Source organism: Streptomyces massasporeus (assembly GCF_014648995.1).
Lineage (GTDB): Bacteria > Actinomycetota > Actinomycetes > Streptomycetales > Streptomycetaceae > Streptomyces > Streptomyces massasporeus.
The window spans coordinates 88,501-113,384 of record NZ_BMSE01000011.1; the positions used below are offsets into that span (position 1 = coordinate 88,501).

At 71.6% G+C, this 24,884-nt stretch carries 25 protein-coding genes; 11 read left to right on the top strand and 14 right to left on the bottom strand.

Going from position 1 to position 24,884, the window contains the following annotated elements; genetic code table 11:
• The first annotated feature begins 52 nt into the window (after nucleotides 1-52).
• Nucleotides 53-340, top strand: coding sequence for a DUF1905 domain-containing protein (locus IE153_RS23730; RefSeq protein ID WP_189591836.1), 288 nt, complete (start codon nucleotides 53-55; stop codon nucleotides 338-340).
• Between the two features lie 54 nt (nucleotides 341-394).
• Here IE153_RS23730 and mgrA read toward each other — a convergent pair whose 3' ends face one another.
• Entirely contained in the window at nucleotides 395-1,387 is a 993-nt protein-coding gene (mgrA, locus tag IE153_RS23735; RefSeq protein WP_189591837.1) for an L-glyceraldehyde 3-phosphate reductase, read from the bottom strand.
• 117 nt (nucleotides 1,388-1,504) lie between these two features.
• Here mgrA and IE153_RS23740 point away from each other — a divergent pair, with 117 nt between their 5' ends.
• The 3 genes from IE153_RS23740 (at nucleotide 1,505) to IE153_RS23750 (ending at nucleotide 4,527) form a co-directional block, all read left to right on the top strand.
• Nucleotides 1,505-2,419, top strand: a complete 915-nt coding sequence (locus IE153_RS23740) for a LysR family transcriptional regulator (protein WP_142166029.1) — start codon at nucleotides 1,505-1,507, stop codon at nucleotides 2,417-2,419.
• A 68-nt stretch (nucleotides 2,420-2,487) separates the two neighbouring features.
• The gene (locus IE153_RS23745; protein WP_229829133.1) at nucleotides 2,488-3,984 is read left to right on the top strand and encodes a carotenoid oxygenase family protein; all 1,497 of its coding nucleotides are present in this window, start codon (nucleotides 2,488-2,490) and stop codon (nucleotides 3,982-3,984) included.
• A gap of 27 nt (nucleotides 3,985-4,011) precedes the next feature.
• Nucleotides 4,012-4,527, top strand: coding sequence for a mycothiol transferase (locus tag IE153_RS23750; RefSeq protein ID WP_189591838.1), 516 nt, complete (start codon nucleotides 4,012-4,014; stop codon nucleotides 4,525-4,527).
• Here IE153_RS23750 and IE153_RS23755 read toward each other — a convergent pair.
• Nucleotides 4,509-5,588 (bottom strand): adenosine deaminase, encoded by a 1,080-nt coding sequence (locus IE153_RS23755; RefSeq protein ID WP_189591839.1) that lies wholly within the window; start codon nucleotides 5,586-5,588, stop codon nucleotides 4,509-4,511. The two genes, IE153_RS23750 and IE153_RS23755, sit on opposite strands and share 19 nt — an antisense overlap.
• Nucleotides 5,589-5,633: 45 nt before the next feature.
• On the bottom strand, nucleotides 5,634-6,026 hold the full coding sequence (locus tag IE153_RS23760) for a VOC family protein (protein ID WP_189591840.1): 393 nt from the start codon (nucleotides 6,024-6,026) through the stop codon (nucleotides 5,634-5,636).
• A gap of 138 nt (nucleotides 6,027-6,164) precedes the next feature.
• Here IE153_RS23760 and IE153_RS23765 point away from each other — a divergent pair, with 138 nt between their 5' ends.
• Nucleotides 6,165-6,557 (top strand): tautomerase family protein, encoded by a 393-nt coding sequence (locus tag IE153_RS23765; RefSeq protein WP_189591841.1) that lies wholly within the window; start codon nucleotides 6,165-6,167, stop codon nucleotides 6,555-6,557.
• 124 nt (nucleotides 6,558-6,681) lie between these two features.
• Nucleotides 6,682-7,140 (top strand): pyridoxamine 5'-phosphate oxidase family protein, encoded by a 459-nt coding sequence (locus IE153_RS23770; RefSeq protein WP_189591842.1) that lies wholly within the window; start codon nucleotides 6,682-6,684, stop codon nucleotides 7,138-7,140.
• A 6-nt stretch (nucleotides 7,141-7,146) separates the two neighbouring features.
• Here the strand turns inward: IE153_RS23770 and IE153_RS23775 are convergent, their stop codons facing one another.
• The 4 genes from IE153_RS23775 to IE153_RS23790 form a co-directional block, all read right to left on the bottom strand.
• A complete protein-coding gene (locus IE153_RS23775; RefSeq protein WP_189591843.1) occupies nucleotides 7,147-8,055 on the bottom strand; it encodes an oxidoreductase in 909 nt (302 codons plus the stop codon).
• 42 nt (nucleotides 8,056-8,097) lie between these two features.
• Nucleotides 8,098-9,465 (bottom strand): phosphoinositide-specific phospholipase C-related protein, encoded by a 1,368-nt coding sequence (locus IE153_RS23780; RefSeq protein WP_189591844.1) that lies wholly within the window; start codon nucleotides 9,463-9,465, stop codon nucleotides 8,098-8,100.
• A 69-nt stretch (nucleotides 9,466-9,534) separates the two neighbouring features.
• Nucleotides 9,535-10,425 carry a glycoside hydrolase family 19 protein gene (locus IE153_RS23785; RefSeq protein WP_189591845.1) on the bottom strand — a complete coding sequence of 297 codons (891 nt, stop codon included), beginning with the start codon at nucleotides 10,423-10,425 and terminating at the stop codon, nucleotides 9,535-9,537.
• A 276-nt stretch (nucleotides 10,426-10,701) separates the two neighbouring features.
• Nucleotides 10,702-11,142, bottom strand: a complete 441-nt coding sequence (locus tag IE153_RS23790) for a MarR family winged helix-turn-helix transcriptional regulator (RefSeq protein ID WP_189591846.1) — start codon at nucleotides 11,140-11,142, stop codon at nucleotides 10,702-10,704.
• An 81-nt stretch (nucleotides 11,143-11,223) separates the two neighbouring features.
• On the opposite strand from IE153_RS23790, the gene IE153_RS23795 reads away from it, so the two are divergent.
• Together IE153_RS23795 and IE153_RS23800 are read left to right on the top strand one after the other, a co-directional pair.
• Entirely contained in the window at nucleotides 11,224-12,333 is a 1,110-nt protein-coding gene (locus IE153_RS23795; RefSeq protein WP_189591998.1) for a substrate-binding domain-containing protein, read from the top strand.
• Nucleotides 12,334-12,402: 69 nt separating this feature from the next.
• Nucleotides 12,403-13,452, top strand: a complete 1,050-nt coding sequence (locus IE153_RS23800; RefSeq protein ID WP_189591847.1) for an acyl-CoA dehydrogenase family protein — start codon at nucleotides 12,403-12,405, stop codon at nucleotides 13,450-13,452.
• Here the strand turns inward: IE153_RS23800 and IE153_RS23805 are convergent.
• From IE153_RS23805 to IE153_RS23820, 5 genes are all read right to left on the bottom strand, one after another.
• Nucleotides 13,449-14,651 carry a serine hydrolase domain-containing protein gene (locus tag IE153_RS23805; protein WP_189591848.1) on the bottom strand — a complete coding sequence of 401 codons (1,203 nt, stop codon included), beginning with the start codon at nucleotides 14,649-14,651 and terminating at the stop codon, nucleotides 13,449-13,451. The genes IE153_RS23800 and IE153_RS23805 overlap by 4 nt on opposite strands.
• A 104-nt stretch (nucleotides 14,652-14,755) precedes the next feature.
• A complete protein-coding gene (locus IE153_RS23810; RefSeq protein ID WP_189591849.1) occupies nucleotides 14,756-15,907 on the bottom strand; it encodes an LLM class flavin-dependent oxidoreductase in 1,152 nt (383 codons plus the stop codon).
• A gap of 48 nt (nucleotides 15,908-15,955) precedes the next feature.
• Nucleotides 15,956-16,510, bottom strand: coding sequence for an NADPH-dependent FMN reductase (gene ssuE / locus IE153_RS23815; RefSeq protein ID WP_189591850.1), 555 nt, complete (start codon nucleotides 16,508-16,510; stop codon nucleotides 15,956-15,958).
• Between the two features lie 190 nt (nucleotides 16,511-16,700).
• Complete coding sequence (locus IE153_RS42760; protein ID WP_350710819.1) at nucleotides 16,701-16,784, bottom strand: putative leader peptide; 84 nt, start codon at nucleotides 16,782-16,784, stop codon at nucleotides 16,701-16,703.
• Between the two features lie 181 nt (nucleotides 16,785-16,965).
• Complete coding sequence (locus IE153_RS23820; protein ID WP_491588370.1) at nucleotides 16,966-17,130, bottom strand: DUF8839 family protein; 165 nt, start codon at nucleotides 17,128-17,130, stop codon at nucleotides 16,966-16,968.
• Between the two features lie 242 nt (nucleotides 17,131-17,372).
• Here IE153_RS23820 and IE153_RS23825 point away from each other — a divergent pair, with 242 nt between their 5' ends.
• On the top strand, nucleotides 17,373-17,813 hold the full coding sequence (locus tag IE153_RS23825) for an SPW repeat protein (RefSeq protein ID WP_189591851.1): 441 nt from the start codon (nucleotides 17,373-17,375) through the stop codon (nucleotides 17,811-17,813).
• Nucleotides 17,814-17,985: 172 nt separating this feature from the next.
• On the opposite strand, the gene IE153_RS23830 is transcribed toward IE153_RS23825, so the two are convergent.
• Nucleotides 17,986-18,912: an NAD-dependent epimerase/dehydratase family protein gene (locus tag IE153_RS23830; RefSeq protein ID WP_189591852.1), complete on the bottom strand. Its 927-nt coding sequence runs from the start codon at nucleotides 18,910-18,912 to the stop codon at nucleotides 17,986-17,988.
• A 105-nt stretch (nucleotides 18,913-19,017) separates the two neighbouring features.
• The gene (locus IE153_RS23835) at nucleotides 19,018-19,791 is read right to left on the bottom strand and encodes a GNAT family N-acetyltransferase (protein ID WP_189591853.1); all 774 of its coding nucleotides are present in this window, start codon (nucleotides 19,789-19,791) and stop codon (nucleotides 19,018-19,020) included.
• 147 nt (nucleotides 19,792-19,938) lie between these two features.
• On the opposite strand from IE153_RS23835, the gene IE153_RS23840 reads away from it, so the two are divergent.
• On the top strand, nucleotides 19,939-20,424 hold the full coding sequence (locus IE153_RS23840) for a nucleoside deaminase (protein ID WP_189591854.1): 486 nt from the start codon (nucleotides 19,939-19,941) through the stop codon (nucleotides 20,422-20,424).
• Between the two features lie 179 nt (nucleotides 20,425-20,603).
• Nucleotides 20,604-24,881: an aminotransferase class I/II-fold pyridoxal phosphate-dependent enzyme gene (locus tag IE153_RS23845; protein WP_189591999.1), complete on the top strand. Its 4,278-nt coding sequence runs from the start codon at nucleotides 20,604-20,606 to the stop codon at nucleotides 24,879-24,881.
• Nucleotides 24,882-24,884: the final 3 nt, after the last annotated feature.

Genomic DNA, 24,884 nt, shown 5'->3' on the forward strand with positions numbered 1-24,884 from the left:
CGGCGTCCGGCGGTCTGCATGAGGGAGATACCGCCGAGCACCGGAGGACGTCATGGCCGTCACGGGAGAACTGGACGCGGAGTTCACCTCCGTCCTGCGCAAGAGCCCCGCCGAGGGCGGCTGGACCTATCTGGTCTGGCCCCGGTCCGTCGAGTTCTTCGGCACCGGCGGCCTGGTCAAGGTCCGCGGGACGATCGACGGCCACCCGTTCCGCAGCTCCTTCATGGCCCTGGGGGACGGCACGCACAAGCTGCCCGTGAAGGCGGACATCCGCAAGGCGATCGGCAAGGAGGAGGGCGACACGGTGACCGTGCGCATCGAGGAGCGGATCGGCTCGTAAGCCGATCCGCCCGTGGTCCGCCCGCCCGGGGGCGCCCCCGGGCGGGCGGACCTGCTACTGCTTGACGATGGCGTCGATGCGGGCCAGCTCGTCCGCGTCGAAGTCCAGGTTCTGGATGGCGCCGACGCTGTCCTCGATCTGCCGCGCGCTGCTCGCGCCGACCAGCGCCGAGGTGACACGGCCCCCGCGCAGCACCCACGCCAGTGCCATCTGGGCGAGGGTCTGGCCGCGGGACTTGGCGATGTCGTTCAGGTCGCGCAGCCGGCCCACCAGGTCCTCGGTGAGCCTGGCGGAGTTCAGGAAGGGGCTGTCGCTCGCGGCCCGGGAGCCCTCGGGGATGCCGTCGAGGTAGCGGGCCGAGAGCACCCCCTGCTCCAGCGGGGAGAAGACGATGGATCCGACCTGGAGCTCGTCGAGCGCGTCGAGCAGGCCCTCGCCCTCGGGACGGCGGTCCAGCATCGAGTAGCGCGGCTGGTGGATGAGGAGCGGGGTGCCCAGCTCGCCGAGAATGCGGGCGGCCTCGCGGGTCTGCTCCGCGGAGTAGTTCGAGACGCCGACGTAGAGCGCCTTGCCCTGCTGCACCGCCGAGTGCAGGGCCCCCATCGTCTCCTCGAGCGGGGTGTCCGGGTCGGGGCGGTGCGAGTAGAAGATGTCGACGTAGTCCAGGCCCATGCGCTTCAGGCTCTGGTCCAGCGAGGACAGCACGTACTTGCGGGAGCCCCACTCACCGTACGGGCCGGGCCACATCAGGTAGCCGGCCTTCGTGGAGATCACCAGCTCGTCGCGGTACGGCGCGAAGTCCGCCTTCAGGAACTCGCCGAGCGCGGACTCGGCGGCGCCGGGCGGCGGGCCGTAGTTGTTGGCCAGGTCGAAGTGGGTGACACCGAGGTCGAAGGCGCGGCGCAGGATGGCGCGCTGCGTCTCGACGGGCCGGTCCGGGCCGAAGTTGTGCCACAGACCGAGCGAGAGCGCGGGGAGCTTCAGGCCGCTGCGTCCGGTGCGCCGGTAGGGCATGTCCGCGTAGCGGTCGGGGTGTGCGGTGTACAACGCGACTCCAGAGGGGTTGGCACGGTCGGGATGAAACCGGTGTCCACTCTGGCGTGACCTGCGCCCATGCGTCCAACAGAAGAATCCGATGGAATTCAGCGGCTACGCTTCTCAGTCATGGAACTGCGCCACTTGCAGCACTTCGTCGCGGTCGCCGAGGACCAGCACTTCACCCGGGCGGCGGAACGCCTCCTGGTGTCCCAGTCGGGCCTGTCGGCGTCCATCCGGGCGCTGGAGCGGGAGCTGCAGACGCCGCTGTTCGTGCGCACGACCCGCCGGGTGACGCTCACCCCGGCCGGGCGGGCGCTGCTCGGCGAGGCGGAGCGGATCCTGGCGCAGGTCCGCTCGGCCCACGAGGCGGTGGCCGCGGTGCAAGGTGTGCTGCGGGGGATGCTCGCGCTCGGGTCCGAGCAGTGCATCGCCGGGGTGCACGTGGCGGGTCTGCTCGCCGCCTTCCGACACCGTCATCCGGACGTGGAGATCTGTCTGCGGCAGGCCGGGTCGGGCGCGCTCGCCGAGGACGTCGAGGCCGGGAGGCTCGACCTGGCGTTCGCGGTGCGGACGCAGGCGGACAGCGACCAGCTGCGATCGGTGCCCCTGACCAGTGAGCCGATGACGCTGCTGTGCCACTCCAGCCACCGGCTCGCCGCCGCCGGTGCGGCGGTCACACCGGAGGAGCTGGGCGGCGAGGTGTTCGTCGACTTCCAGCCGGACTGGGGTCCGCGACGCACCACCGACACGGTGTTCGCAGCCGCGGGCGTACGGCGGACGGTGGCCCTGGAGGTGAACGACGTGCACACGTTGCTCGACCTGGTCGACGAGAACCTCGGCGTCGCCGTCGTGCCGCGGCACTTCGCGCACAAACGCGCCTCCCTGACCGCGCTGCCCGTGAAGGGCACCGGCGAGGCCGTCTACGAGACGGTGGCGCTGCTGCCGCCCGAGCAGGCGACCAGTCCGGCGGCCCGGGCCTTGATGGGCCTGCTGGAAACAGGGGGTCTGGCACCACCCCAGGAGGGTGTCCACCCCTCCTGACCCGATCCGTTCCGCACAGCAGACTCGTGACCGTTCCCCGGAGGCAACTGCGGTCAGGAGTAGGCGAGATGACGGATCCCACACGACGGAACGTGCTGCGCGGCGCGGCGGCGGTCACGGCGGCCGGCGCGCTCGTCGGCACCGGCGCCGGAGCCGCGCCGGCCCTGGCGGCGCCCACGGCACCGCGCCGCTTTCCCTTCCTGGAGGGCGCGTTCGAGCCGGTCACCGAGGAGCTGACGGCCTTCGACCTGCCGGTCACCGGCCGCATTCCGCGTGAGCTGAACGGCCGCTATCTGCGCAACGGCCCCAACGTCCTGGGGCTGGAGGACCCCCGGGCCCACCACTGGATGCTCGGCGACGGCATGGTGCACGGGGTGCGGCTGCGTGAGGGCCGGGCCGAGTGGTACCGCAACCGCTGGGTGCGCTCTTCACAGGTGGCGAAGAAGCTCGGCGAACCGTACCCGGGTCCCGTGCCGCCGGACGACTTCCCGTGCAACACCCATGTGATCCCCCACCGGGGGCGGATCCTCGCGCTCCAGGAGAGCGGCCCGCTGCCGTACGAACTCGACGACGAGCTGAACACCGTCGGCACGTACGACTTCCGGGGCACGCTTGAGGGCCCGCTCACCGCGCACACCAAGTTCGACGTCCATGCCGACGAGCTGCACGCGATCGCCTACTACCCGACCTGGGACCACGTCCGGCACCTGGTCGTCGGCCCGGCGGGCAAGGTGGTGCGGAGCACGAGGATCCCGGTGGCGGACGCGCCGATGATCCACGACTTCGCGCTCACCGAGCACCACGTGGTGATCCTCGACATGCCGGTCACCTTCGACCCGGTGGGCGCCGAGCGCGGCGACCTCGTGCCGTACGTCTGGAACGACCGGCATCCGGCGCGGGTCGGGGTGATGCCCCGCGAGGGCGGCGCGGTCCGCTGGTTCGAGGTCGACCCGGTCTACTACTCGCACACGCTCAACGCGTACGAGGAGGGGCCGCACATCGTCGTCGACCTGACGAACTTCGACGCGCCGTTCCTCGTCGCCGGCAACGGCTCGGGCGGCCCCCACACGGCGGGCACCCCCCGGCTCGACCGCTGGACGATCGACCTGCGGCACGGGCGGGTGCGGACCAGGACCCTCGACGACCGCCCCCAGGAGTTTCCGCGGGTCAACGAGGCGCTGGTGTCCCGCAGGCACCGGTACGGCTACTCGGCCGCGGCGGCGGAGATGTCACTCGCCTACCAGGCGGTCGACGGCACCCCGCCCGACGGGGCCTTCGCCAACGCGCTCATCAAGCACGACCTGCTGCGCGGGACCTCGCAGGTGCACCGGCTGCCCGCGGACGCGGCGGCGAGCGAGGCGGTGTTCGTGCCGTCCGACCCGTGCGACGGACGGGCGGCGGAGGACGACGGATATGCGATCGCGTATGTGCACAACCCCGACCGCGGGGCGTCGGACCTGGTGATCCTCGCGGCCCAGGACTTCACCGGGGAGCCGGTGGCCCGGATCCACCTCCCGGGCCGGGTGCCGCTGGGCTTTCACGGGAGCTGGGTTCCCGACGCGTGATCCCCGGTGATGCGCGATGGTGGACCCATGCATGCGAAGGACATCCTCATCGACGGCTTCAGCCGCATCCGCGAAGAAGTCCACGCCACCGTGGAGGGCCTCGGGCCCGACGAGCTGAGCGCCCGCCCCTCCCCCGACACCAACTCGATCGCCTGGCTGGTCTGGCACCTCACCCGCGTCCAGGACGACCACATGGCCGACGCCTTCGGTCTGGAACAGGTGTGGCTGTCCCAGGACTGGGAGAAGCGCTTCGGGCTGGACCTGCCGCGCCGCGACACGGGCTACGGCCACAGCCCCGCCAAGGTGGCCAGGGTCCGGGTCGACTCGGGAGAGCTGCTGACCGGCTACTACGACGCGGTGCACGGGCAGAGCCTGGACGCCCTGCGGGGCCTCGCCGCCAAGGACCTGGAGCGGGTCGTCGACGAGCGCTGGGACCCGCCGGTCACCCTGGGCGTCCGGCTGGTCAGCGTCCTGTCCGACGATCTCCAGCACATCGGACAGGCCGCCTACCTGCGGGGGCTGCTTCAGAGCGCGGCGGCGTAACCGGGCAGCACCACGTCGCGGATGAGTGCGTTCCGCTCGTCGAACGGGATGAACGCGCTCTTCAGCGCGTTGACGGTGACCGTGCGCAGGTCCTCGACGCTCCAGCCCGCCTCCTCGACCAGCAGGGACATCTCACGGGTCATCGTGGTGCCCGAGACCAGCCGGTTGTCGGTGTTGAGGGTGACGCGGAAGCCGAGGTCCTTGAGCGCGGTGATCGGGTGCTCGGCGATGGAGGTGGCGGCGCCCGTCTGGAGGTTGGACGTCGGGCACATCTCCAGCGCGATGCGCCGGTCGCGCACCCAGCCGGCGAGCCGGCCGAGCTTGCCCGCCGCGAGGTCCGGGATGTCGTCGGTGATGCGCACGCCGTGCCCGATGCGCTGGGCTCCGCACACCTGGAGGGCCTGGTGGATGCTGGGCAGGCCGTGCGCCTCCCCGGCGTGGATGGTGAAGGGCACGTTCTCGCGGCGCAGGTGCTCGAAGGCCGCGAGGTGGTCGGCGGGCGGGAATCCGTCCTCGGCACCGGCGATGTCGAAGCCGACGACACCGGCGTCGCGGAACGCCACGGCCAGGTCGGCCGCCTCGCGCACCCGGTCGAACATCCGCATCCCGCACAGCAGGGTGCCGACCCGCACGGGCGTGCCCGCGGCAGCGGCCTTCGCCATGCCCGCCGCGAGGCCCTCCTGGACCGTCTCCACGACCTCGGCCATGGTCAGCTCGCCGTTGGTGTTCAGCTCGGGGGCGTAGCGCACCTCGCCGTACACGACACCGTCCGCGGCCAGGTCGAGCACATACTCCTCGGCCGTGCGCAGCAGGCCCTCGCGGGTCTGCATCACGGCGAGGGTGTGCTCGAAGGTGGCTATGTAGCGCACCAGGTCACCGGAGTTGGCGGCCTCGTAGTACCAGGCGGCGAGCTCGTCCGGGTCGGTGGTGGGCAGGGTGTGGCCGACCGTCTCCGCCAGCTCCACCACGGTGGCGGGGCGCAGGCCGCCGTCGAGGTGGTCGTGCAGCACGGCCTTGGGGAGGCGGCGGATCAGGTCGGCGTCTACGCGCGTAGCAGTCATGGCGGGTCTTTCCTCGGGCGGGTCGTTCGAAGCGGTGGGGAGGGGTCAGCCGGCGGGCTGGAGCAGGTCCCAGCGGTTGCCGTACAGGTCCTGGAAGACGGCGACGGTGCCGTAGGGCTCGTGCCGCGGGTCCTCCAGGAAGGTGACGCCCGCGGCGGTCATGCGGGCGTGGTCGCGGGCGAAGTCGTCGGTGTGCAGGAAGAAGCCGACGCGGCCGCCCGTCTGGTCCCCGACCCGGGCGACCTGGTCCTCTCCCTTGGCACGAGCCAGCAGCAGACCGGTGCCGGTTCCCGGGGCGCCCGATTCGACGACGACCCAGCGGGATCCGTCGGGCCGGGGCGCGTCCTCGGCGAGCCGGAACCCGAGGGCGTCGGTGTAGAAGCGGATCGCCTCGTCGTAGTCGTCGACGACGAGGGTGACCAGGGCGATGCGTCTCATCGGGGCCTCTCGGAGCGGGCGGTTGACCGGAGAGGTTATACGTAAAACTCAGGGGATGCCAACTGCGTGGCCGACTTCCGAGTCGGGATTGTAACTACTAGTATGTACATTCGCGATCACCGACTTTTGGGAGGCCTCATGCCCTTCGTCCGCATCGACACGCTCCGGGCCGGTCCCGAGCGCCTCGCCGCTCTCGGCCGGGCGGTGCACGACGCCCTGACGGAGACCATCGGCATTCCGTCCGACGACCGGTTCCAGGTGCTGACGGACCACGACGGCACGAGCGGCACCCTGCGTCACGACGACTACCTCGGCGTGCACCGCGACGACGGCATCGTGTACGTCGCGATCACTCTGCGGTCCGGCCGCACGCCCACGCAGAAGCAGGCGCTCCACCGGAGGATCGCCGAGCTGGCCCACGCGTACGCGGGCACGGAGCCGCGGAACGTGTTCGTCGTCCTGACGGAGAACGAGTCGGCGGACTGGTCGCTCGGAGAGGGCGTGGCGCAGTACCTCGACCAGAGCTACTAGGTCGTGTCCGTGAAGTCCCTGCGTTCGCGCGGGGCAGGCGGGCCTTTGCGGACACGACCTAGGCCCCGGGCCTAGGACTGCGGCCGGAGGCGCCTCGCCCCCTCCGGCCGCTAGCGTCCCCTCCATGAAGATCACTGAGCCGCCCCGCACCCCCGAGCAGCGGAAGGCGGACCTGCTGGGCCGGCTGGAGCGGGAGATGGACATCTGGGTCGCGACGGCGGATGCCGAAGGGGTGCCGTGTCTGGTCCCGCTGTGGTTCGTGTGGCACGACGAGGCTGTGTGGCTGTGCACCCGGCTGACCAATCCCACCGGCCGCAATCTGCGGGACGGCCGACACGCCCGGCTGGCCCTGGGGGACACCCGGGACGTCGTGCTCGTCGACGGTGAGGTGCGGACCCACCCGATGCGGGAGGTTCCGTCGGCGGCCGCTGAGGCGTTCCGTGTGAAGACCGGCTGGGATCCGCGCGAGGACCACGCGTCGTACGCGTTCTTCCAGGTGCGGCCGCGCGCGGTGCAGGCGTGGTGCGAAGTGCGGGAACTGCCCCGCAGGCATCTCATGCGGGAGGGTGTCTGGGCCGTGTAGACGCCGTCAACAGGCCTTGTGGTGTGCCCTGCCGAGCCGGTCCAGCTCCTCGTCCGTGAGGCGGATCGCGCCCGCCGCCACGTTCTCCGTGAGGTGGTCGGGGTTGCCGGTGCCGGGAATGGCGAGGACGTGGGGACCTTGGTGCAGGGTCCATGCGATGCGGATCTGGGCGGGGCTCGCGCCATGGGCCCGGGCCACGGCGCGGACGCCCTCGTCGTGGGCCGTGGTGGCACCCTGCTCGGCGGCCTCGCCGGCGACGGCGTAGAACGGCACGAAGGCGATGCCCTGCTCGCCGCAGACGCGGAGAAGTACGTCGCCGTCGGGGTCGGGGCGGTCGAGGGCGTACCGGTTCTGGACGCAGACCACGGGGGCGATGGCCTGGGCCTCGGCGAGATGGCGGGGTGTGACGTTGGAGATGCCGAGGTGGCGGATCAGGCCCGCTTCGCGCAGCTCCGCGAGGGCGCCGAAGTGTTCGGCGATGGAGTCGTACTTCGGCATCCGGCGCAGGTTGACGACGTCCAGGTGGTCGCGGCCGAGCTGGCGCAGGTTCTCCTCGACGTGGCCGCGCAGGTCCTCGGGGCGGGCCGAGGTGCCCCACTCCCCGTCGTAGGCACGGTACGGGCCCACCTTGGTGACGATGACCAGGTCGTCGGGGTAGGGCGCGAGGGCGCTGTTGATCAGTTCGTTGGCGGAGCGCAGCGACGAGAAGTAGAAGGCCGCCGTGTCGATGTGGTTGACGCCGAGGTCGATCGCCTTGCGCAGGACGGCGATCGACCGGTCGCGGTCGCTCGGTGTGCCGTGGTGGAAGGCGGCGCTGCCCGTCAGCCGCATCGCGCCGAAGCCGAGGCGGTGGACGGGCAGGTCGCCGAGTTTCCAGATGCCCGCGTTCTCCGCGGTGATCGTCTGTGAGCTCATCGGCGGAGTCTCACACACGGCACGCGGGCCGGCGAAGCCGGTTTACGGATACGTGTACGCGTTGAGGGTGGTGACGGCGGAGGCCGGGTTGCCGCGGTCGTAGTGGTCCACGGCGAGGAAGTTGGGCTTCTTGCGGGCGGCCGGCTGGCAGAACCTCTGGGCGCGGTCGGCGAGTTTGGTGTTGTCCGTGCCGGCCGTGCCGGTGAGCGGGACGTCACGGAAGTGGTTCATGACGAACAGCGGGCGGAATCCCGGTTCGGTGCGGGTCAGCGGAATGTTGGTGTCGGCCCCGTACCAGCGGCTGTAGCAGGACCAGTCGGAGGTGCCGAGGCCCGAGCCCATCGACCAGTAGTTCTCGACGGTCCACTCGGGCTGGTACATGACGCCGAAGCTGTCCCGGGTCAGGCCCGCGGCCTGGTCGGCGGAGCGGCTGTGGTCGGTGAAGATCAGCAGCCGGTCGCCGGCGGCGGCCAGCTCCGTCATCGTCGGCCAGCCGTTCTGCCGCACGCCGGTGAGATCGGGCCGGTAGAGCACGTCCGACAGGCCGTTGACACGGGCGAGTTCGGCGCGCAGGACGGCCGGATCGACGTAGTCCTCCAGGAAGACGGTGACGAACTGGTCGGGGTGGGCCTTCAGGAAGTCGACCATGCGCTGGAGGTCGACCCACAGGGCGACGGGTCTGCTGACGAGGGTGCAGCTGTTGTGGCAGAGGATCGCGCCGTCGGGGGTCTGGTGGATGTCCAGCATGAATCCGCGGACCCCGTCGGCGAGTTGACGTTCGATGCCGCGGGTCTGGTTGGGCACGAGGTTGACGAAGGGCGGGGCGAAGCCGCCGTCGACGCCGTTGGCGTACGCGTTGTGCGTGGTGAGGAACGTGACCTGGTCCAGGGTGCGCCGGTCCTGCGGCGGCATGGGGTTGGTGGCGGGCGTGACCGGGGTGAGGTACCAGGCGGCGAGGTCGCCGGATCCGCCGAGCGCGAGCCGGGCGGGGTAGGTGGCGCCGGACGGCTTGGGCGCGACCGTGAGGTGGCGGGTGGTTCCCGGGACCTTGAGCGTGTAGCGGTCGGCGCCGATCGGGTCGATCTCCCACCCGGCGTCGCCACTCGCGCAGGCGACGGTCGCGGCCTGGTCGCCACTGCGGCCGAGGCAGCTGCCGGGCGCGACGGTGTTCTCCAGGAGGTAGGAGGACCCGCTCGGCTTCAACTGCCACTGCTGGCGGTCCTCGTTGCCGCGGGGTCTGCGCTGCTCGACCGCGCCACCGTTGTCGGCCGCGTTGAGCCCGGTCGTGGCGCTCTGGACGTAGTACGGGCCCGGAGCCGGAACGGCGGCGGCAGCGGGCTGGGGGGCCACGACCGCGGCGGCCAGTGCCGCGGCCGTGGCGAGCAGGGCGTGGGGGGTGCGTAGGCGCATGAGGGATGCCCTTCGGTCAACCGTCAGGTTCATGACATCCCGCATGACACCACGCCGCACGGTCCCGCGTCAGCAGTACAGGTTGCCTCCGGGGGACGTCCCGAGGATCTGCGTGAACCGCTGGTAGTTGTTCACACGGCTCTGCACCTGCGCCGGGTTCTTGCCGTCGCACTCCAGGGAGCCGTTGATGCTGCGGATCGTCTGGCCGAACCCGGCGCCGTTCACCATGGCGTTGTGCGGGGTCATGCTGCCGGGGCCGGTCTGGGTGTTCCAGTACCACAGGGCCGTCTTCCAGGCGACCGCCGAGTCGTTCTGCACCAGCCAGGGGTTGTTCAGCAGGTCGATGCCGAGCGCGTCGCCCGCGGCCTTGTAGTTGAAGTTCCAGCTCAGCTGGATCGGGCCGCGCCCGTAGTAGGCGGCCTGTCCGGCCGGACAGCCGTAGGGCTGTCCCCAGTCGCAGTAGTGCGGGTAGTTGGCGGTGTTCTGCTCCACCACGTGCACCAGACCGCCGGTCTCGTGGCTGACGTTGGCGAGGAAGGCGGCGGCCTCCTGCTTCTTCACCGTGTCGCTGCCGGTGTTGGCGAAGCCGGGGTAGGCGCTCAGGGCCGCGGTGAGGCCGCTGTAGCTGTAGAACGAATTCCGGTTCGGGAACATCTGGTTGAACTGCGCCTCGCTCACGACGAAGCGCGCGTTGGGCGTGCCCGGCCCGCTGTCGCAGGCGTACGGCTCCCAGTACCAGGTGCTGATGACCGGGTCGTAGCCCGGATTGGCGTGCTCGGCGATGTACGCCTTGCCGTCGGTGTAGCGGACGATGTCGCCGGCGTTGTACGACGTCCCGGCCGTCCAGTTCGGGTAGCTGGAGCAGGCGGCGGCCGAGGCGTTCGAGGCGGGCAGGAGCACCGGCGCGGTGCCGGCGAGGGCGAGGGTGGCCAGGACTGCGGAGATACGGCGTCTCGACACGGGTTCAACTCCTTCGCGGAGCACGGCCGCACCCTGACGAGGGCAGGGCGAAGCGGGCCCTCGACCGCACGCACCGGGGGGTCCGGTCACGGCGTGGGGGCGGCCGTGGTGGGGGGCTGTGGAGCCACACTCAACCGCGTTGGTCTGTACCAGTCAAGGGTGTAGACCAGTCAGGTATAGACCTGTTGGTGTCCGTGCTGGTTGACGGCCCGTCATTCCCCCGATCGGCTCGGCGCGATCGGCGACCCGTTCGTGCCGTCCGGCGTCCTGGAGCGCTCACACGTGCGCCGGGTCCTCCAGCGTCGCCGCCAGCCGGTTCAGCAGGGACCGCAGCAGGTCGTCGTCGCCTTCGCCGAGCGAGGGCCGTGCGGCGCGGACCGCCTGGTCGACGCGCTGCCAGTACTCCTGGCCGCGCGGAGTGAGATGGGCGAGGATGCGGCGGCGGTCGAACGGATCGACCCTGCGGTGCACGAGGTTCTGGTCGACGAGCTGGTCGACCAGCTTGGTCAGCGTCGGAGGCGGCAGGAAGGCGGCTTCCGCGAGCCCCGTCATGTGGTGCCCCTCGCCGTCCGACAGCGAGGCCAGCACCCGCCACGCGTCCAGCGAGCAGCCCTCCGCCTCCAGCACACCCTGCAACCGGCGCGCCGCGAGTCGTTCGGCCCGCGTCAGCAACTGCACGAGGTCGTCGGGCCGACGCGGCGGGGTGGGGCTGGGCATCCCTGCTCTCCTAGGTGCCGAGGGGTGTCCATCGTAGGAGACGCACTGGAGTTCGTCCCCCGCAGCCGGAATCATGACGCCATGTTCCGGCGCGACCTTCCCGGGCCCGAGTGGTTCACGGCCGACGACTCCGTGTTCGGCGTGGCCCTCGTCTTCCCGCTGCAGGGGCCGGCCGGGATCTTCGGGCCCACGTGTGAGCTGTGTGCGCGGCTGGCCGCCGAGGAGGTCAACCGGGACGGCGGCGTGCTCGGCAGGCAGCTCCGGCTGGTGCCCGTCGACGGCTCGGGCGCGCCGCACGACATCGCCGACGAGGTCGAGGCGCTGGTGGACCTGGGCGCCGTGCAGGGCGTCACGGGCTGGCACATCTCGTCCGTGCGGCGGGCGCTCGCACCACGGATCGCGCACCGCGTCCCCTACGTGTACACCGCGCTGTACGAGGGCGGGGAGGACACGGCGGGGGTGTTCCTGACCAGTGAGACCCCGCGCGACCAGCTCCGGCCGGCGATGGATCTGCTGGCACACGAGCGCGGAGTGCGGCGCTGGTTCGTGGTGGGCAACGACTACGTGTGGCCGCGGCACACGGCCCGCTCGGCCCGCGGGTACGCCCGGGACCGCGGCGGGTGCGTCGCCGGTGAGGCGTATCTGCCGCTCGGCACCCACGACTTCGAGCCGGTGCTGCGCCGCGTCGAGCGCTCGGACGCCGACGCGGTGCTGATGCTGCTCGTCGGCAGCGACGCGGTGCGCTTCAACCGGGCGTTCGCGGCGTACGGCCTGCACGAGCGCTGTCTGCGGCTGAGCACGCTGATGGACGAGAACATGCTGGTGGCGAGCGGCCCGGAGGCCACCGAGGACCTCTACAGCACGGCCGGGTTCTTCGCCTCGCTGGCCAATCGCGACACCCTCGACTTCCATGGCCAGTACGCCGCCCGCTACGGCGTCCAGGCACCCGCCCTCGGCAGCCTCGGCGAGTCCTGCTACGAGGGTGTGCTGCTGCTGGCCGCACTGCTGAAGAGAGCCGGCACGCTGGACGTCTCGGCGATCGGCGCGGCCGCCGGGGCGGGGGCGGTGTGGTACGAGGGCCCGCGCGGGCTGCTGCACCTGCGCGACGCCCATGTGCGCCAGCGGATCTACCTGGCTCGGGCCGACGGGCTCGACTTCGACGTGCTCACGGAACTGGAGGCGCGCCCCTAGGCGCCGGGCCGGCCGACGACACGCCCCCGGATCAGCGCCCCGCCCCGCTCGACCGCGAGAATTCCTCCCATGACCACCACACCCCATCCCCTCGTCACCGGCGCACAGCGACTGGCGCACGATCTCCTCGTCCCGCGGGCCGAGCTCGTCGACCAGGAGGGGGTGCCCGCGAGCCATGTCGAGGCGGTGAAGCGGGCAGGGCTGCTGGGGGTGGTCGCGCCGCGGGAGTACGGCGGGGCGGACGCGCCCGTGGCCGTGGCGCGGGAGACCGCGGAGATCCTGGCCGGGGCGTGCTGCTCCACATGGTTCGTGCAGACACAGCACCACACACCGGTGAAGCTGCTCGCCACCTACGACTCCCCCGTCCGGGAGAAGCTGCTGCGCCCGCTGGCGACCGGCGAGCTGATGGCCGGCATCGCGTTCGCCCACGTCCGTGCCTTCCCCCGGGTGCCCGTGCGGGCCGTCGCCGAGGAGGGCGGCTGGCGGTTCGAGGGCCGGGTGCCCTGGTACACCGGCTGGGGGCTGAACGACGTGATGCTGCTGGCCGGGGTGACGGACTCGGCCGAGGTGGTGTTCGTGTTCGCCGAGGCCCGCGCGCAGCCGGGGCTGACACCGTCGGCGCCGATGCGGCTCGCGGCCCTCACCGCCGCGCGTACGGTGTCCCTAAAGCTGGACGGCCTGTGGGTTCCGGACGAGTCCGTCGTGCTGCGCACCTCGCAGGAGGAGTTCGCCCTGGTCGACCTCCCCCGGGCCGCCAACGCCAGTCCGGCCGTGTTCGGGGTGGCGGACGCGGCGCTGGACCTGGTGGCGCAGACCCCGGAGGGCCGGGAGACGGCCCGGTCGCTGCGGGCCCGGCTCGACGAGGTACAGCAGGAGGCCTACGCCCTGGCCGACCGGCCCGCCCCGCAGGACTCCGTCCCGGAACGACTGGCCGTGAAGACACGGGCGTTCGACCTCCTGCGCGCGGCCACGACCGCGGCGATCGTGGCCGGGGGCGGCCGCTCCATGGCCCTCGACAACCGGGCGCAACGGCTGGCGCGCGAGGGGATGTTCCTGCTGGTGCAGGGCCAGACGGCCGAGGCACGCCGGACGCACCTCGCCTCGCTGGCGTCGGGCTAGCCGAGGCGGGGCGCGGCCGGTGCCCGTTCCGTCCGGGACGGGGCCTTCCCGCAGAACTCGGCTTCGATGACGTCGACATAGAGCGAGGAGTCCGGGAGCCAGTCGCCGTTGATGTTGAAGGTGAGCTGGTGTTCGCCGTCCTGGGTGCCGACCATCGCGGACAGTGAGCCGTTGGTGCGGCCGCTCTTGCCGACGACCTTCACACCGCAGGACAACTGCGCGAACTCGACTCCGAGTCCGTACCCGATGCCGTGCCCGGCCGGGACCTCGTCGAACATCTCCTTCGTCTGCCGCGGGGGCAGCACGTCGCCCTTGACCAGGGCCCGTTGGAAGCGGTTGAGGTCGCCGCTGGTGGAGATGACGTCACCGGCCGCGCCCAGCCAGGTCATGTTCTGTTCGGTGGCGTCGTGGATCTCGGCGTCGGGGGTGTCCTGGTGGAGCCGCGAGTAGCCGACGGGGTGCGGTTTCGGCATCTCGGGTGCCGTGCCCGGGAACGACGTCCCGCGCAGCTTCAGAGGCCGGATGATGCGACGGGTGATCTCCTGCGCGTACGAGCGTCCCGTCGCCTTCTCGATCACCATGCCCGCAAGGACGAAGTTGGTGTTGGAGTACGAGGGCTCACCCTGCGGGCCGGGCTGCGGCGGGTGCTTCAGGGCGATCGCCACCAGTTCCCCGGGCTGATAGGTGTCGTACCGGTGATCCGGGAAGCCGGGTCCTGCGGTGTCGTGGATGAAGTCGGGGTCGTCGGTGTAGTTGGCGATGCCGCTGGTGTGGTTGAGGAGTTGACGCAGCGTCACCTTGCTGCCGTCGTAGCCGTTGCCGCGCACCAGGCCGGGCAGCCATCGCTCGACCGTGTCGTCCAGGTCCAGTCTGCCTTCCGCCTCCAGTTGGAGCAGGACGGTCGCGACGAACGTCTTGGTGATGCTGGCACCGCGGAAGTGCTCGCCGGCCGTCCGCTTGCGGCCCGTGCCGGTGTCCGCGTGACCGGCCCGCCCGAACCAACTCCCTTGGGTGTCCCGGACGGTGGCCGCCGCTCCGGGGAGGCCGCCCTTCTCGACGAGAGCGCGTAACGCGGTCCGGGTGGCCTCGTGGCCCTGCGTCGGTTCCGCCGCCTGCGCTGCCGGGGCGAGTGCCGCCGTACCGGCGGACAGTGCCACGGCCAGGGCGATCGAGACGGTGCGTGCGGCGCGCTGCTTCATGATGGCCTCCTGGTCACCGAGGGGGTCGGTGGGCCCGCCCTCTCGCTGACCAGGACGCCCAAGTCCCGTGCCAGGGTTGATCTTTGCGTGCGATCCGCGAGATGTCAGCTCGCGACCGGTACGAAGGGAGCGGGAGCGACGGGAGCGGCCTCCCGGCCCGCGGGATGCCGCCACAGTCCCCGCGCGGCGAGGCGTGGCAGTACGCCCTCGCCGAACCAGTAGGCCTCTTCCAGGTGCGGGTAGCCGGAGAGGACGAACTCGTCGATGCCCAGGGCGTGGTACTCCCTGATCCGCTCGGCGACCTCGTCGTGGCTGCCGACCAGGGCGGTGCCCGCCCCGCCGCGCACCAGGCCGATGCCGGCCCACAGGTTGGGATGGATCTCCAGGCGGTCACGGCGGCCGCCGTGCAGGGCGAGCATGCGCTGCTGCCCCTCGGACTCACTGCGGGCGAGCCCGGCCTGCACCGCCGCCACCGTCTCCGGGTCGAATTCGTCGAGCAGCCGGTCCGCCTCGGCCCAGGCCTGCTCGGCGGTGTCGCGGGTGATCACGTGCAGCCGGATGCCGAAGCGCAGGGTGCGGCCCTGTGCGGCGGCCGGCGACCGGAGCCGGGCGATCTTCTCGGCGACCTGAGCGGGCGGCTCCCCCCAAGTGAGGTAGACGTCGGCGTGCCGGGCCGCGATCTCACCGGCGATGGGTGAGGAGCCGCCGAAGTAGACCTCGGGCACGGGGTCGGGCACCCGGGCCAGCGCCGCGTCCTCCACCCGGACGTGCTCGCCGTGCAGGTCGACGGTCCGCCCCCGCCACAACTCCCGTACGACCTGGAGGAATTCACCGGTGCGGCGGTACCGGCCGTCCTTGTCCAGGAAGTCGCCGAAGGCGCGCTGCTCCTTGTTCTCACCGCCGGTGACGACGTTGAGCAGCAGCCGTCCGCCGGTCTGGCGCTGGAAGGTGGCCGCCATCTGCGCGGCGAGGGTGGGCGAGATCAGGCCCGGCCGGAAGGCGACGAGGAACTTCAGGCGTTCGGTGTGCTGGGCGACCATCGCCGTCGTCAGCCACGCGTCCTCGCACCATGCGCCGGTGGGTGTGAGAGCACCCGCGAAACCCACCTCCTCGGCGGCCCGGGCGATCTGGCTCAGGTAGGCGACCGTCGGCGGCCGGTCCCGCCCGGACGCGGTGGCCGGGGTGCCGTGACCCCCACCGACGACATGGCGGCTGTCGCCGTTGGTGGGCAGGAACCAGTGGAACGTGAGGGACACGAGGTCTCCGATCGAGGAGTACGCGCGGTGGCGCGTCGGTGCGGGGTGTCAGCCCGCCACGGCCAGCAGCGGGATGCGGCCGAGCGCCGCGGAGAACTGGTCGACCACCTGGCTCAGCGCCTCGGTGGCGGCCGGCGCGACGGTCAGGGACCCGTCGTCCTGCACGGTGAGGTCCTTGTCGAGGGTGAACCAGCCCTGCACGATGTGGGCCGCACCCATGGAGTTGAGCACCGGGCGCAGGGCGTAGTCGATGGCCAGCACATGGGCGACGCTGCCGCCGGTGGCGAGCGGCAGGACGGTCTTGCCGGTCAGGGCGTACTGCGGGAGCAGGTCCAGCAGGGCCTTCAGGACACCGGAGTAGGACGCCTTGTAGACGGGCGTGCCGACGACGACGCCGTCGGCCCGCGCGAACAGTTCGGTGGCCTCGACGATCGCGGGGTGGCGGAAGTCGGCGCCGAGCAGGGCCTCGGCGGGGATGGTGCGGACGTCGAGCGGGATCACGTCATGCCCCTGGGCCGCCAGCCGCTTGTCCAGGTGGCGCAGCAGTCGGCTGGTGCGGGAGGAGGCGGACGGGCTGCCGGAGACGGACAGGACGGTGGCCATGGGCACTCTTTTCCGGGATGAGGCGCGACTGCGCGGGCATCGCCGAATTCGGGGGCACGCAGGTGAAAGGGCGTGCCGAAGCGCCGAATTCAGGCGTGAGGGGAGTTCACCGCACATCGCATCCCGTCGGCACGGCAATGGCCGACGGACGGCGGAAACGGCGGTGTGAGGAAGCGGCGAGCCGAAGGACTCAGGCTGCGGCGCGACAGGAAGCGCTGGAGACGCGTGCGAGGTCGACGTGGCGTCGCCGCGTGAGGTCCAGTCGCATGGTCATGCCATGGATCGTGGCAGTGGATGTCGAGGGCCGTCAAGGAATGAGCGGCTCATCTCGTATCCCGGACCGGCCATTTCACGAAAGGCGGCCCGGAAAGGCTTGCGTGCGCCCCCGGTTCGGCCGGCTCGGTTCGGCACGGCCCGAGGGCGCGGATCTCTGTGCGGTGCGGGCGGGCGCCGCCTCAGTCGCCGTCCGCCGGAACGACCACGAGGAAGGCGTCCGACTCCAGATCCATCACGACGGTGGCGGGTTCGCCCTCGGCGCGGCGGCGTGCCGCGTACTCCTCCGCGGGCCACGATCCGCGCGGAGACCCCGCCGGGAACCGCTCCAACACCTTCGCACTGATGGCCGCAGTCACGTCCGCTGCCCTCCCCTGTCCCGCGCCGCCCGCCGGGGCGACGTCGATCGGTCGCTGTCGTACGCATGCGGATGCCCCCGATCCGCCCGGACATGTACTGCCGGGTAGATCCCGGTACCCTCCGCCGACCTCTACACATAAAGGGAAGATAAGCGCAGAATGACGCTTACGCGGCGTTTACCGCATACCCCACCAGACGCGGTCGCCCTGCACCATGAAGGAGACGAATCATGGCCAACGTCTCGCCCACCAGAGGTGATATCGCCAGCCACCCGGATGCCTCAGAGATGCGGGACCGGTACGCCCGCGTGCTCGGCGGCCGCGATGTGGCGCTCGTGGACGGACCGGTGTTCCTGCTCGGTCTGTACTGCGCCGCCTCCCCGTGGATCGTCCACTACACGACCAGCCAGCCGGCCCTCGTGACCCACAACCTGATCATGGGCATCGCGATCGGCCTGCTGGCGCTCGGGTTCACTCGCGCTCCGGAGCGCATGTACGGCCTGAGCTGGGCCATGTGCGCGCTCGGGGCGTGGATGATCATCTCACCGTGGGTCGTCGGCGAAAGCCCGGACGCCGGTGTCGTGTGGAACAACATCATCATCGGTGCACTGACCGTGATCCTCGGGCTGGTGTGCGCCGGAACGGCGGCGAAGGCCTCGCCCAGGCCGTAGCGCCCGCCGGAAAGGAGCCGAGGGCCGGTCCGCGTCCCGGACCGGCCCGTTCAGGTCGGGCACGCCGATCGGCCCCTGACACGTCCGCCGCGCCTGTTCGGCCCCCGAAGGCCTCCGCGCCACGTCCGCCGACCGCGCGGGGCTCGGCGGCGGTTCGCCGACGGTGCGGGGCTCAGTTGCGGCTCGCCGACCGCATCGCGGCGAGCCCCTCGCCGCTCGACGCGTAGAGCGGCCTCCAGCCGAGTTCGCTCCCCGCCTTGGCGGTGGACACGCGGAGCCGGGACGCCATCATGGTGTGCGCGTACGACATGGGCGTCATCAGCCACAGCGGCACGGTCATCGGCGTGGGCAGCCCGAAGGTCCGGGCCACGGCCTCGACGTGAGCGCGGAACCCCGTCGGGGTGTCGTCCGCGATGTTGTAGGCCTGCCCCGGCCGGCCGCGCTCCACGACGGCGACCACCGCGCGGGCGGCGTCGGTGAGCTCCACCCACGGCAGCACGCGGCCCCGGTCGCCGGGCACGGGGAGTTGCCGCTTGCGCAGCAGGGGCAACAGGGCGTCGGTGCCGCCGGGGCCGTAGAAGCAGCCGAAGCGGAGCGCGATGCCCTCCAGCCCCTCCGCGCCGAACGCGAGCCGCTCCTTGGTCCGCATCCCCGCGATGTGCCGTTCCAGCCGTGGTGTGCGGCCGGGCGGCCCGAAGGGGTCGTCCTCGGTGAGCGGGCGGTCGCCGTGGTCGCCATAGCCGTATCCGAAGACCATCGACTCCACGACGAAGCGGCGGGCACCGCAGGCGCGGGCGGCCTCGACCAGGTGGGCGGTGCCCTCGATGCGCAGCGCGTCGGTGGCGTACATGTCGCTGTCGCGCATGGGTGGCTTGCGCAGGGCGGTCGCGGCGTGGATCACGGTGTCGAAGCGGTGACCGTCGACCGCGCCCAGCAGCGCGTCGCGGTCCATGAGGTCGGCTCGGATGCCGTTGTCCCCGCTCCGGCCGAGGCCGGTGACCTTGTGGCCCGCGTCGGTCAGGGCATGGGCGATGTGCCTGCCGAGGACGCCGCTCGCGCCGGCGAGGAGGATGCTCTGGCTCGTGTGGTTCGTCGTCATGTCAGTGCGACGGACCGGGTGGGCGCGGATGTGACATCACCACCACACAGAGGTTGGGACATCACCACCACACAGAGGTGAGGTCACACCCGCATCCACGCTCGGCTAGGACGCGTACTCGTACGGCGTCGTGGTCGTCAGCGACAGAAAGCCGAGCCGTTCCAGGATCGGCCGGCTCTGGCTGGAGGCGTCGACCTGGAGGTAGCGGTAGCCGCGGGTCGCCGCGGCGTGAGCCCGGTGGGCCACCAGGGTGCGGTAGATGCCGCGGCCGCGCCAGCCCGGGACGGTGCCGCCTCCCCACAGACCGGCGAAGGGCGTGCCGGGCACAAGCTCCATGCGCGCCGCGCTCACCGGCTCGTCGCCGGCCATCGCCACGACGGCGACCACGCTGTCCGGGTCGGAGAGCCGGGCGAGGAGCTGGTGGCGCAGCCAGGAGCTGTCGGCGCCGAACGCCTTCTCGTGCACGTCGGCGACGAGATCGACGCCCGCCGGGTCGGTGACCTGCACGACGCGCACGCCCTCGGGCGGTGCGGCGTCGCGGGCCAGACCGGCGGCCTCTCCGATCATCAGCGTCTCCTCGGGCCCGGGGGTGAACCCGGCCGCGCGCAGCCGCCGCCCGAGGTCCGCCGGCCGGTCGTGCCCGTACAGCTTCCACTCGAAGTCGAGGCCGAGCCCGGTGTAGTGGCCGATCTGCCCGGCGATCGCCGCGTCCGCTCCGGCCTCGTCCAGGGCGGACCACAGCACGCCGTTCCAGCCCGGCGCCGGGGCGACCTGGCGGACGACGCCGCCGGTCCGCTCGACACGGGCGTCGGGACCGTCCGGCCGCGCTCCCTCGCGCAGGTCGCGGTCGAACAGGGTGAGCAGCTCGGCATGATCCATGGACAGACCTCAGCAGCCGCCGGGCCGTATGGCAAAGGGTTTTCCGGCACGGCGGCACTCCCCCGGCCCGGCAGCCCCGTTCCTTTGTCCCGGTGTCGCGGCACCATAGGCTCCTGTTGATCACGTCGTCACGGGAAAGGCCGGCCCATGGTCGTGAAGGACACGGAACTGCCGCATCTGCGCCGCTGCGTGGAACTCGCCGCCGAGGCCCTGGAGGCCGGGGACGAGCCGTTCGGGTCGGTCCTGGTGGGCGGGGACGGCACCGTCCTCGCCGAGGACCACAACCGCGTGGCCTCGGGCGACCGCACCCGGCACCCCGAGTTCGAGCTGGCGCGCTGGTCCGCGGCGCACCTCACACCCGGGGAGCGGGTGGCCGCCACGGTCTACACCTCCGGCGAGCACTGCCCGATGTGTGCGGCCGCGCACGCCTGGGTCGGCCTCGGCCGCATCGTCTACGTCGCCTCGTCCGAGCAACTCGGCTCATGGCTGTCGGAGTTGGGGGTCCCCGCCCCGCCGGTGCGGGCACTCCCCGTGCATGAGGTCGCACCCGGGGTGACCGTGGACGGTCCGGTACCCGAACTGGCCGAGCAGATCAGGGAGTTGCACCTCAGGTTTCACCGCGGTCGCGTCTGAGACACCGGTTCGGGAGGCGTGATGCCGCCCTGCGGGGCACGCGCCCGAGATGCAGGGCCGCTCGGACGAACCTACGATCGATTCCGATTGGACCAACAGGACCAGGTGTAAGACCAGGCGTACGCCCCGGTCTCCCCGACGGGGGGAGGCACATGTCCTCGCTGCCGGCACGTCGGCTCATGGCCGTCTACATCACCCTGGTCGCGGTCGTCACCGTCGTGTACATGACCGTCCCGGTGATGGTTCCCGTGATGTGGGCCGTGATGGGGCTGGCCGGGGTCGCCGCCATCCTGATCGGCACCCGCCTCTACCGGCCCGCCCACCAGTGGCCCTGGTGGGTCCTGGCAGCGGGCTTGCTCGTCTTCATCGCGGGCGACACGTACTACTTCGTGATGGAGCAGTACCTGGGAGCCTCCAACCCGTTCCCCTCCCCGGCCGACGCCTGCTACCTGGCCATGTACCCGCTCATCGCGATCGGCCTGTCAGGGCTGGTGCGCCACCGGTGGGCCGACCGCGACCTGCCGAGCCTGCTCGACGCGCTGATCGTCACCGCCGGCCTCGCGCTGCCCGTGTGGGTGTACCTGGTGCAACCGCTGACCGTGGTGCAGGGCATGACCTGGCAGCAGAGGGCCATCAGCATCGCCTACCCCCTCGGCGACATCCTCGTACTGGCCCTGCTGGTCCGGCTGCTCACCCCCAGCCCGCTCGACGGTTCCAATCGCGCCGTACGGCTGCTGGTCGCCGGCACGGTGACCCTGCTCGTCACCGACATCGCCTACGGGATCCTGCAGTTGTACGACGTGTGGGAGACCGGCAGCTTCCTGGATCTCGGCTGGGTCGCCTTCTACACCGCCTGGGGCCTGGCGGCGCTGCATCCGTCCATGGTCGAGCTGACGGCCTCCGTGCCCCAGCGGGAGTCCCTGCTGCCGCCGCCGCGCCGGCTGGTCATGCTCGCCGTGGCCACATTCATCGCGCCGGGGATCCTGCTCTGGGAGGGGCTGAGCGGTCAGACCCGGGACGCCGCCGTGATCGCGGTCTTCTCGGGCGTGCTGTTCCTCCTGGTGATCCTGCGGCTGGCGGGGATGGTCGTGGCCCATCGCCACGCCGTCACACGCGAACTGGCCCTGCGGGGAGCGGCCGCGTCGCTGGTCTCCGCCTTCCGGCAGCAGGAGGTCGACCAGTCCTGCCGCGAGGCCGTCGACCGGCTGATGGGCCCGGAGATACCGCATCGGACCATGCTGCTCCCGACGGAGCACGCACCGGATCTGGGCACCCGCGGCACCCGGCTGGTGAGCCCGGCCGCCCTCGGCCCCGCGGTCGCCGCCGGGCTGGACGGCCTGCCGTCGGTCCTGGCGTGCCCCATGACCCAGCCGGACCGTCCGACCGGAGCGGTGCCGGGCATCCTGCTGGTCGCCGCCCCCGAGCGGCAGCTCAACGAGACCTGGGGCTCCCTGGAGATCCTGGCCTCGCACGCGGGCCTGGCCATGGAGCGCGTCGCGCTGCGCCAGGAGGTGGTCCGGCGGGAGAACGAGGCGTACTTCCGCACGCTCGTCCGCAACGCCGCCGACGTCATCCTGATCCTGGAGGACGACGACACCGTGCGGTACGCCAGCCCGTCCGCGCGGACGGTCTTCGGCACCGACGAGCTCCTCGGCGTGTCGCTGCCGGACCTGGTGGATCCGAGTGACCGGCAGCGGGCCGCTCGGCAGCTGACCGCCGTACGGGAGCGAGGCGCGCGCGGCGGGCACGATCACTGGTGGGTCCGGCGCCAGGAGGGGCGCGTCGAGGTGGAGGTCCGGTTCAGCGACTTCCGGGACGAGCGGACCGTGTCCGGGCTGGTGGTGACGCTGCGGGACGTGACCGAGCAGCGGCGCCTGGAGCAGGAGCTGACACAGCGGGCCTTCCACGACTCCCTGACCGGGCTGCCCAACCGGACCCTGTTGCTGGAGCGGATCGAGCGCGCCCTGCTGCGCGGCCGCCGCGAGTCGGCCCTGACCTGTCTGCTCTTCATCGACCTCGACGACTTCAAGCTGGTCAACGACACCATGGGGCACCGGGCGGGCGATCATCTGCTGGTCGCCGTCGGCAACCGGCTCTCCCGGGCGCTGCGGCGCACCGACACCGCCGCCCGGCTCGGTGGCGACGAGTTCGCCGTACTGATGGAGGACGCCAAGCAGCCCTTGGACGCCGAGCTGCTGGCGGCGCAGGTCATCCAGACGCTGGGACGGTCGTTCGATCTGGCCGACGAGTCCGTGACGGTGTCGGCCAGTGTGGGCGTGGCCACGGCACGTGACAGCACGGACGCGGAGCAGCTGCTGGGCCATGCCGACCTCGCGCTGTACGCGGCGAAGGCGGCGGGCAAGAGGCAGTGGCGCCGCTTCAAGCCCCTGCTGCGCAGCCGCATGGTCGAGCGGCACGATCTGCAGACCCAGCTTGCCCAGGCGGTCGCCGACAAGGCGTTCGGGCTGCGCTACCAGCCGGTCGTGGACATCACCGGGGGCGAGGTCGTCGGGTTCGAGGCGCTGGTGCGCTGGCCGGACGAGCGCCGGCCTGCCGTCGCCCCTCACCAGTTCATCAGCCTCGCCGAGGAGACCGGGCACATCGCCGCGCTGGGCTCGTGGGTGATGGAGAACGCGGTCAACGACATCGTGGGACTGCAACGGCTGCCGGGCCCCGCCCGGCCGCCGTACGTCAGTGTGAACGTCTCCGCCCGTCAGTTCCGCGACGCCGGGTTCATCGAACAGGTCGGTGAGGCGCTGAGCACACCGGGCCTCGAACCGGGATCGCTGCAACTGGAGCTGACGGAGACGGTGCTGCTGCAGCGCGACGACCGGCTCCAGACGGTGCTGTCCACGCTGAAGGAACTCGGGGTGCACATCGCGGTCGACGACTTCGGCACCGGCTTCTCCTCACTGCGCTACCTGCAGGACTTCCCCATCGACGTGCTGAAGATCGACAAGTCGTTCATCGACAACATCGCGCGCGACGCCCAGCAGGTCGCCCTGGTCGAGGGCATCGTGCGGATCGCGGACACGCTGGGCCTGCAGGTCATCGCGGAGGGGATCGAGGACACCGCGCAGCGGGATCTGCTGGTCGGGATGGGGTGCCGGTTCGGGCAGGGGTACCTGTTCGCCCGGCCGATGACGGTGCAGCAGAGTGCGCAGGTGCTGCGGGAGCCGACCGTCCGTCCGTTCGCGCCGGCCCGCACTCCGCGGCCCCGGATCGACGCCGCCCGGGGACGCCGGGAGGCGCGCTGGGCGGACCTGGAGCATCTGCGGCGCACCAGCCCGATGAGCGACGCCGTCCTGGACGAGGTCCGCGGCCGGCACATCCGCAGCGGCGACCACTGGCTGATCGACTTCGCGTCGTGCAACTACCTGGGCTTCGACTGGGACCCGGAGATCATGGACGCGGTCGATCCCGCTGTGCGCCAGTGGGGCACGCACCCCAGCTGGTCGCGGCTGCTGGGCAGCCCACGCCTGTACCCCGACATCGAGGAGCGGCTCGCCGCACTGCTGGGCGCGCCGGACACGCTGCTGCTGCCCACACTGACGCTGGTCCACTCCTCGGTGATCCCGGCCATCGTCGAGGACGGCCATGTCTTCGTGGAGGCGACCGCGCACCGCACGGTGTACGACGGCTGTGTGGCCGCCCGGGCCCAGGGCGCGACCCTGCACCGCTTCCACGCCGAACGGCTCGACGACCTGCGCACCCAGCTGGCCGGGGTGCCGCCGGGGACACCGCGGCTGGTGTGCCTTGACGGCGTCAACAGCATGAGCGGCAACATCCCCGACCTGCCCTCCCTGGCGGCGGTGTGCCGCTCCGAGGGCGCGACGCTGTACGTGGACGACGCGCACGGCTTCGGGGTGATCGGGGAGCGCGACCCGGCCGAGACGTGCCCGTACGGCATGCGCGGCAACTGCGTGGTGCGGCACACCGGGGAGTCGTACGACGGGGTCGTGCTCGTGGGCGGATTCTCGAAGGCGTACTCGTCCTTGCTGGCGTTCCTCGCGCTGCCGTCGGAGCTCAAGAACCGGCTGAAGACCGCGGCGGCGCCCTATCTGTACTCGGGGCCGTCGCCGACGGCGTCCTTGGCGACCGCGCTCGCCGGGCTGGACGTCAACGAGCGCCGGGGTGACGCGATCCGGGCCGACCTGTACCGCAAGACGGTCCGGGTGCTCGACCACCTGGAGGGCATGGGGGTGAGCACCCTCAACTCGGACCGGCTGCCGATCGTGGAGGTGCCGCTGGCGAACCCGGCCGACCTGGACGCGGTCGCCGCGTTCCTGTGGGAGGAGGGCGTTTACGTGACGCTGGCCGCCTACCCGCTGGTCCCGCGCGACCGGGTGGGGTTCCGCGTCCAGCTCACCGCCCTCAACTCCGACGAGGACATCGACCACCTGAACGGGACCCTCAACCGATTGTCCGAGCGTTTCCCGCTGCGGCTGAAGGGCTAGCCG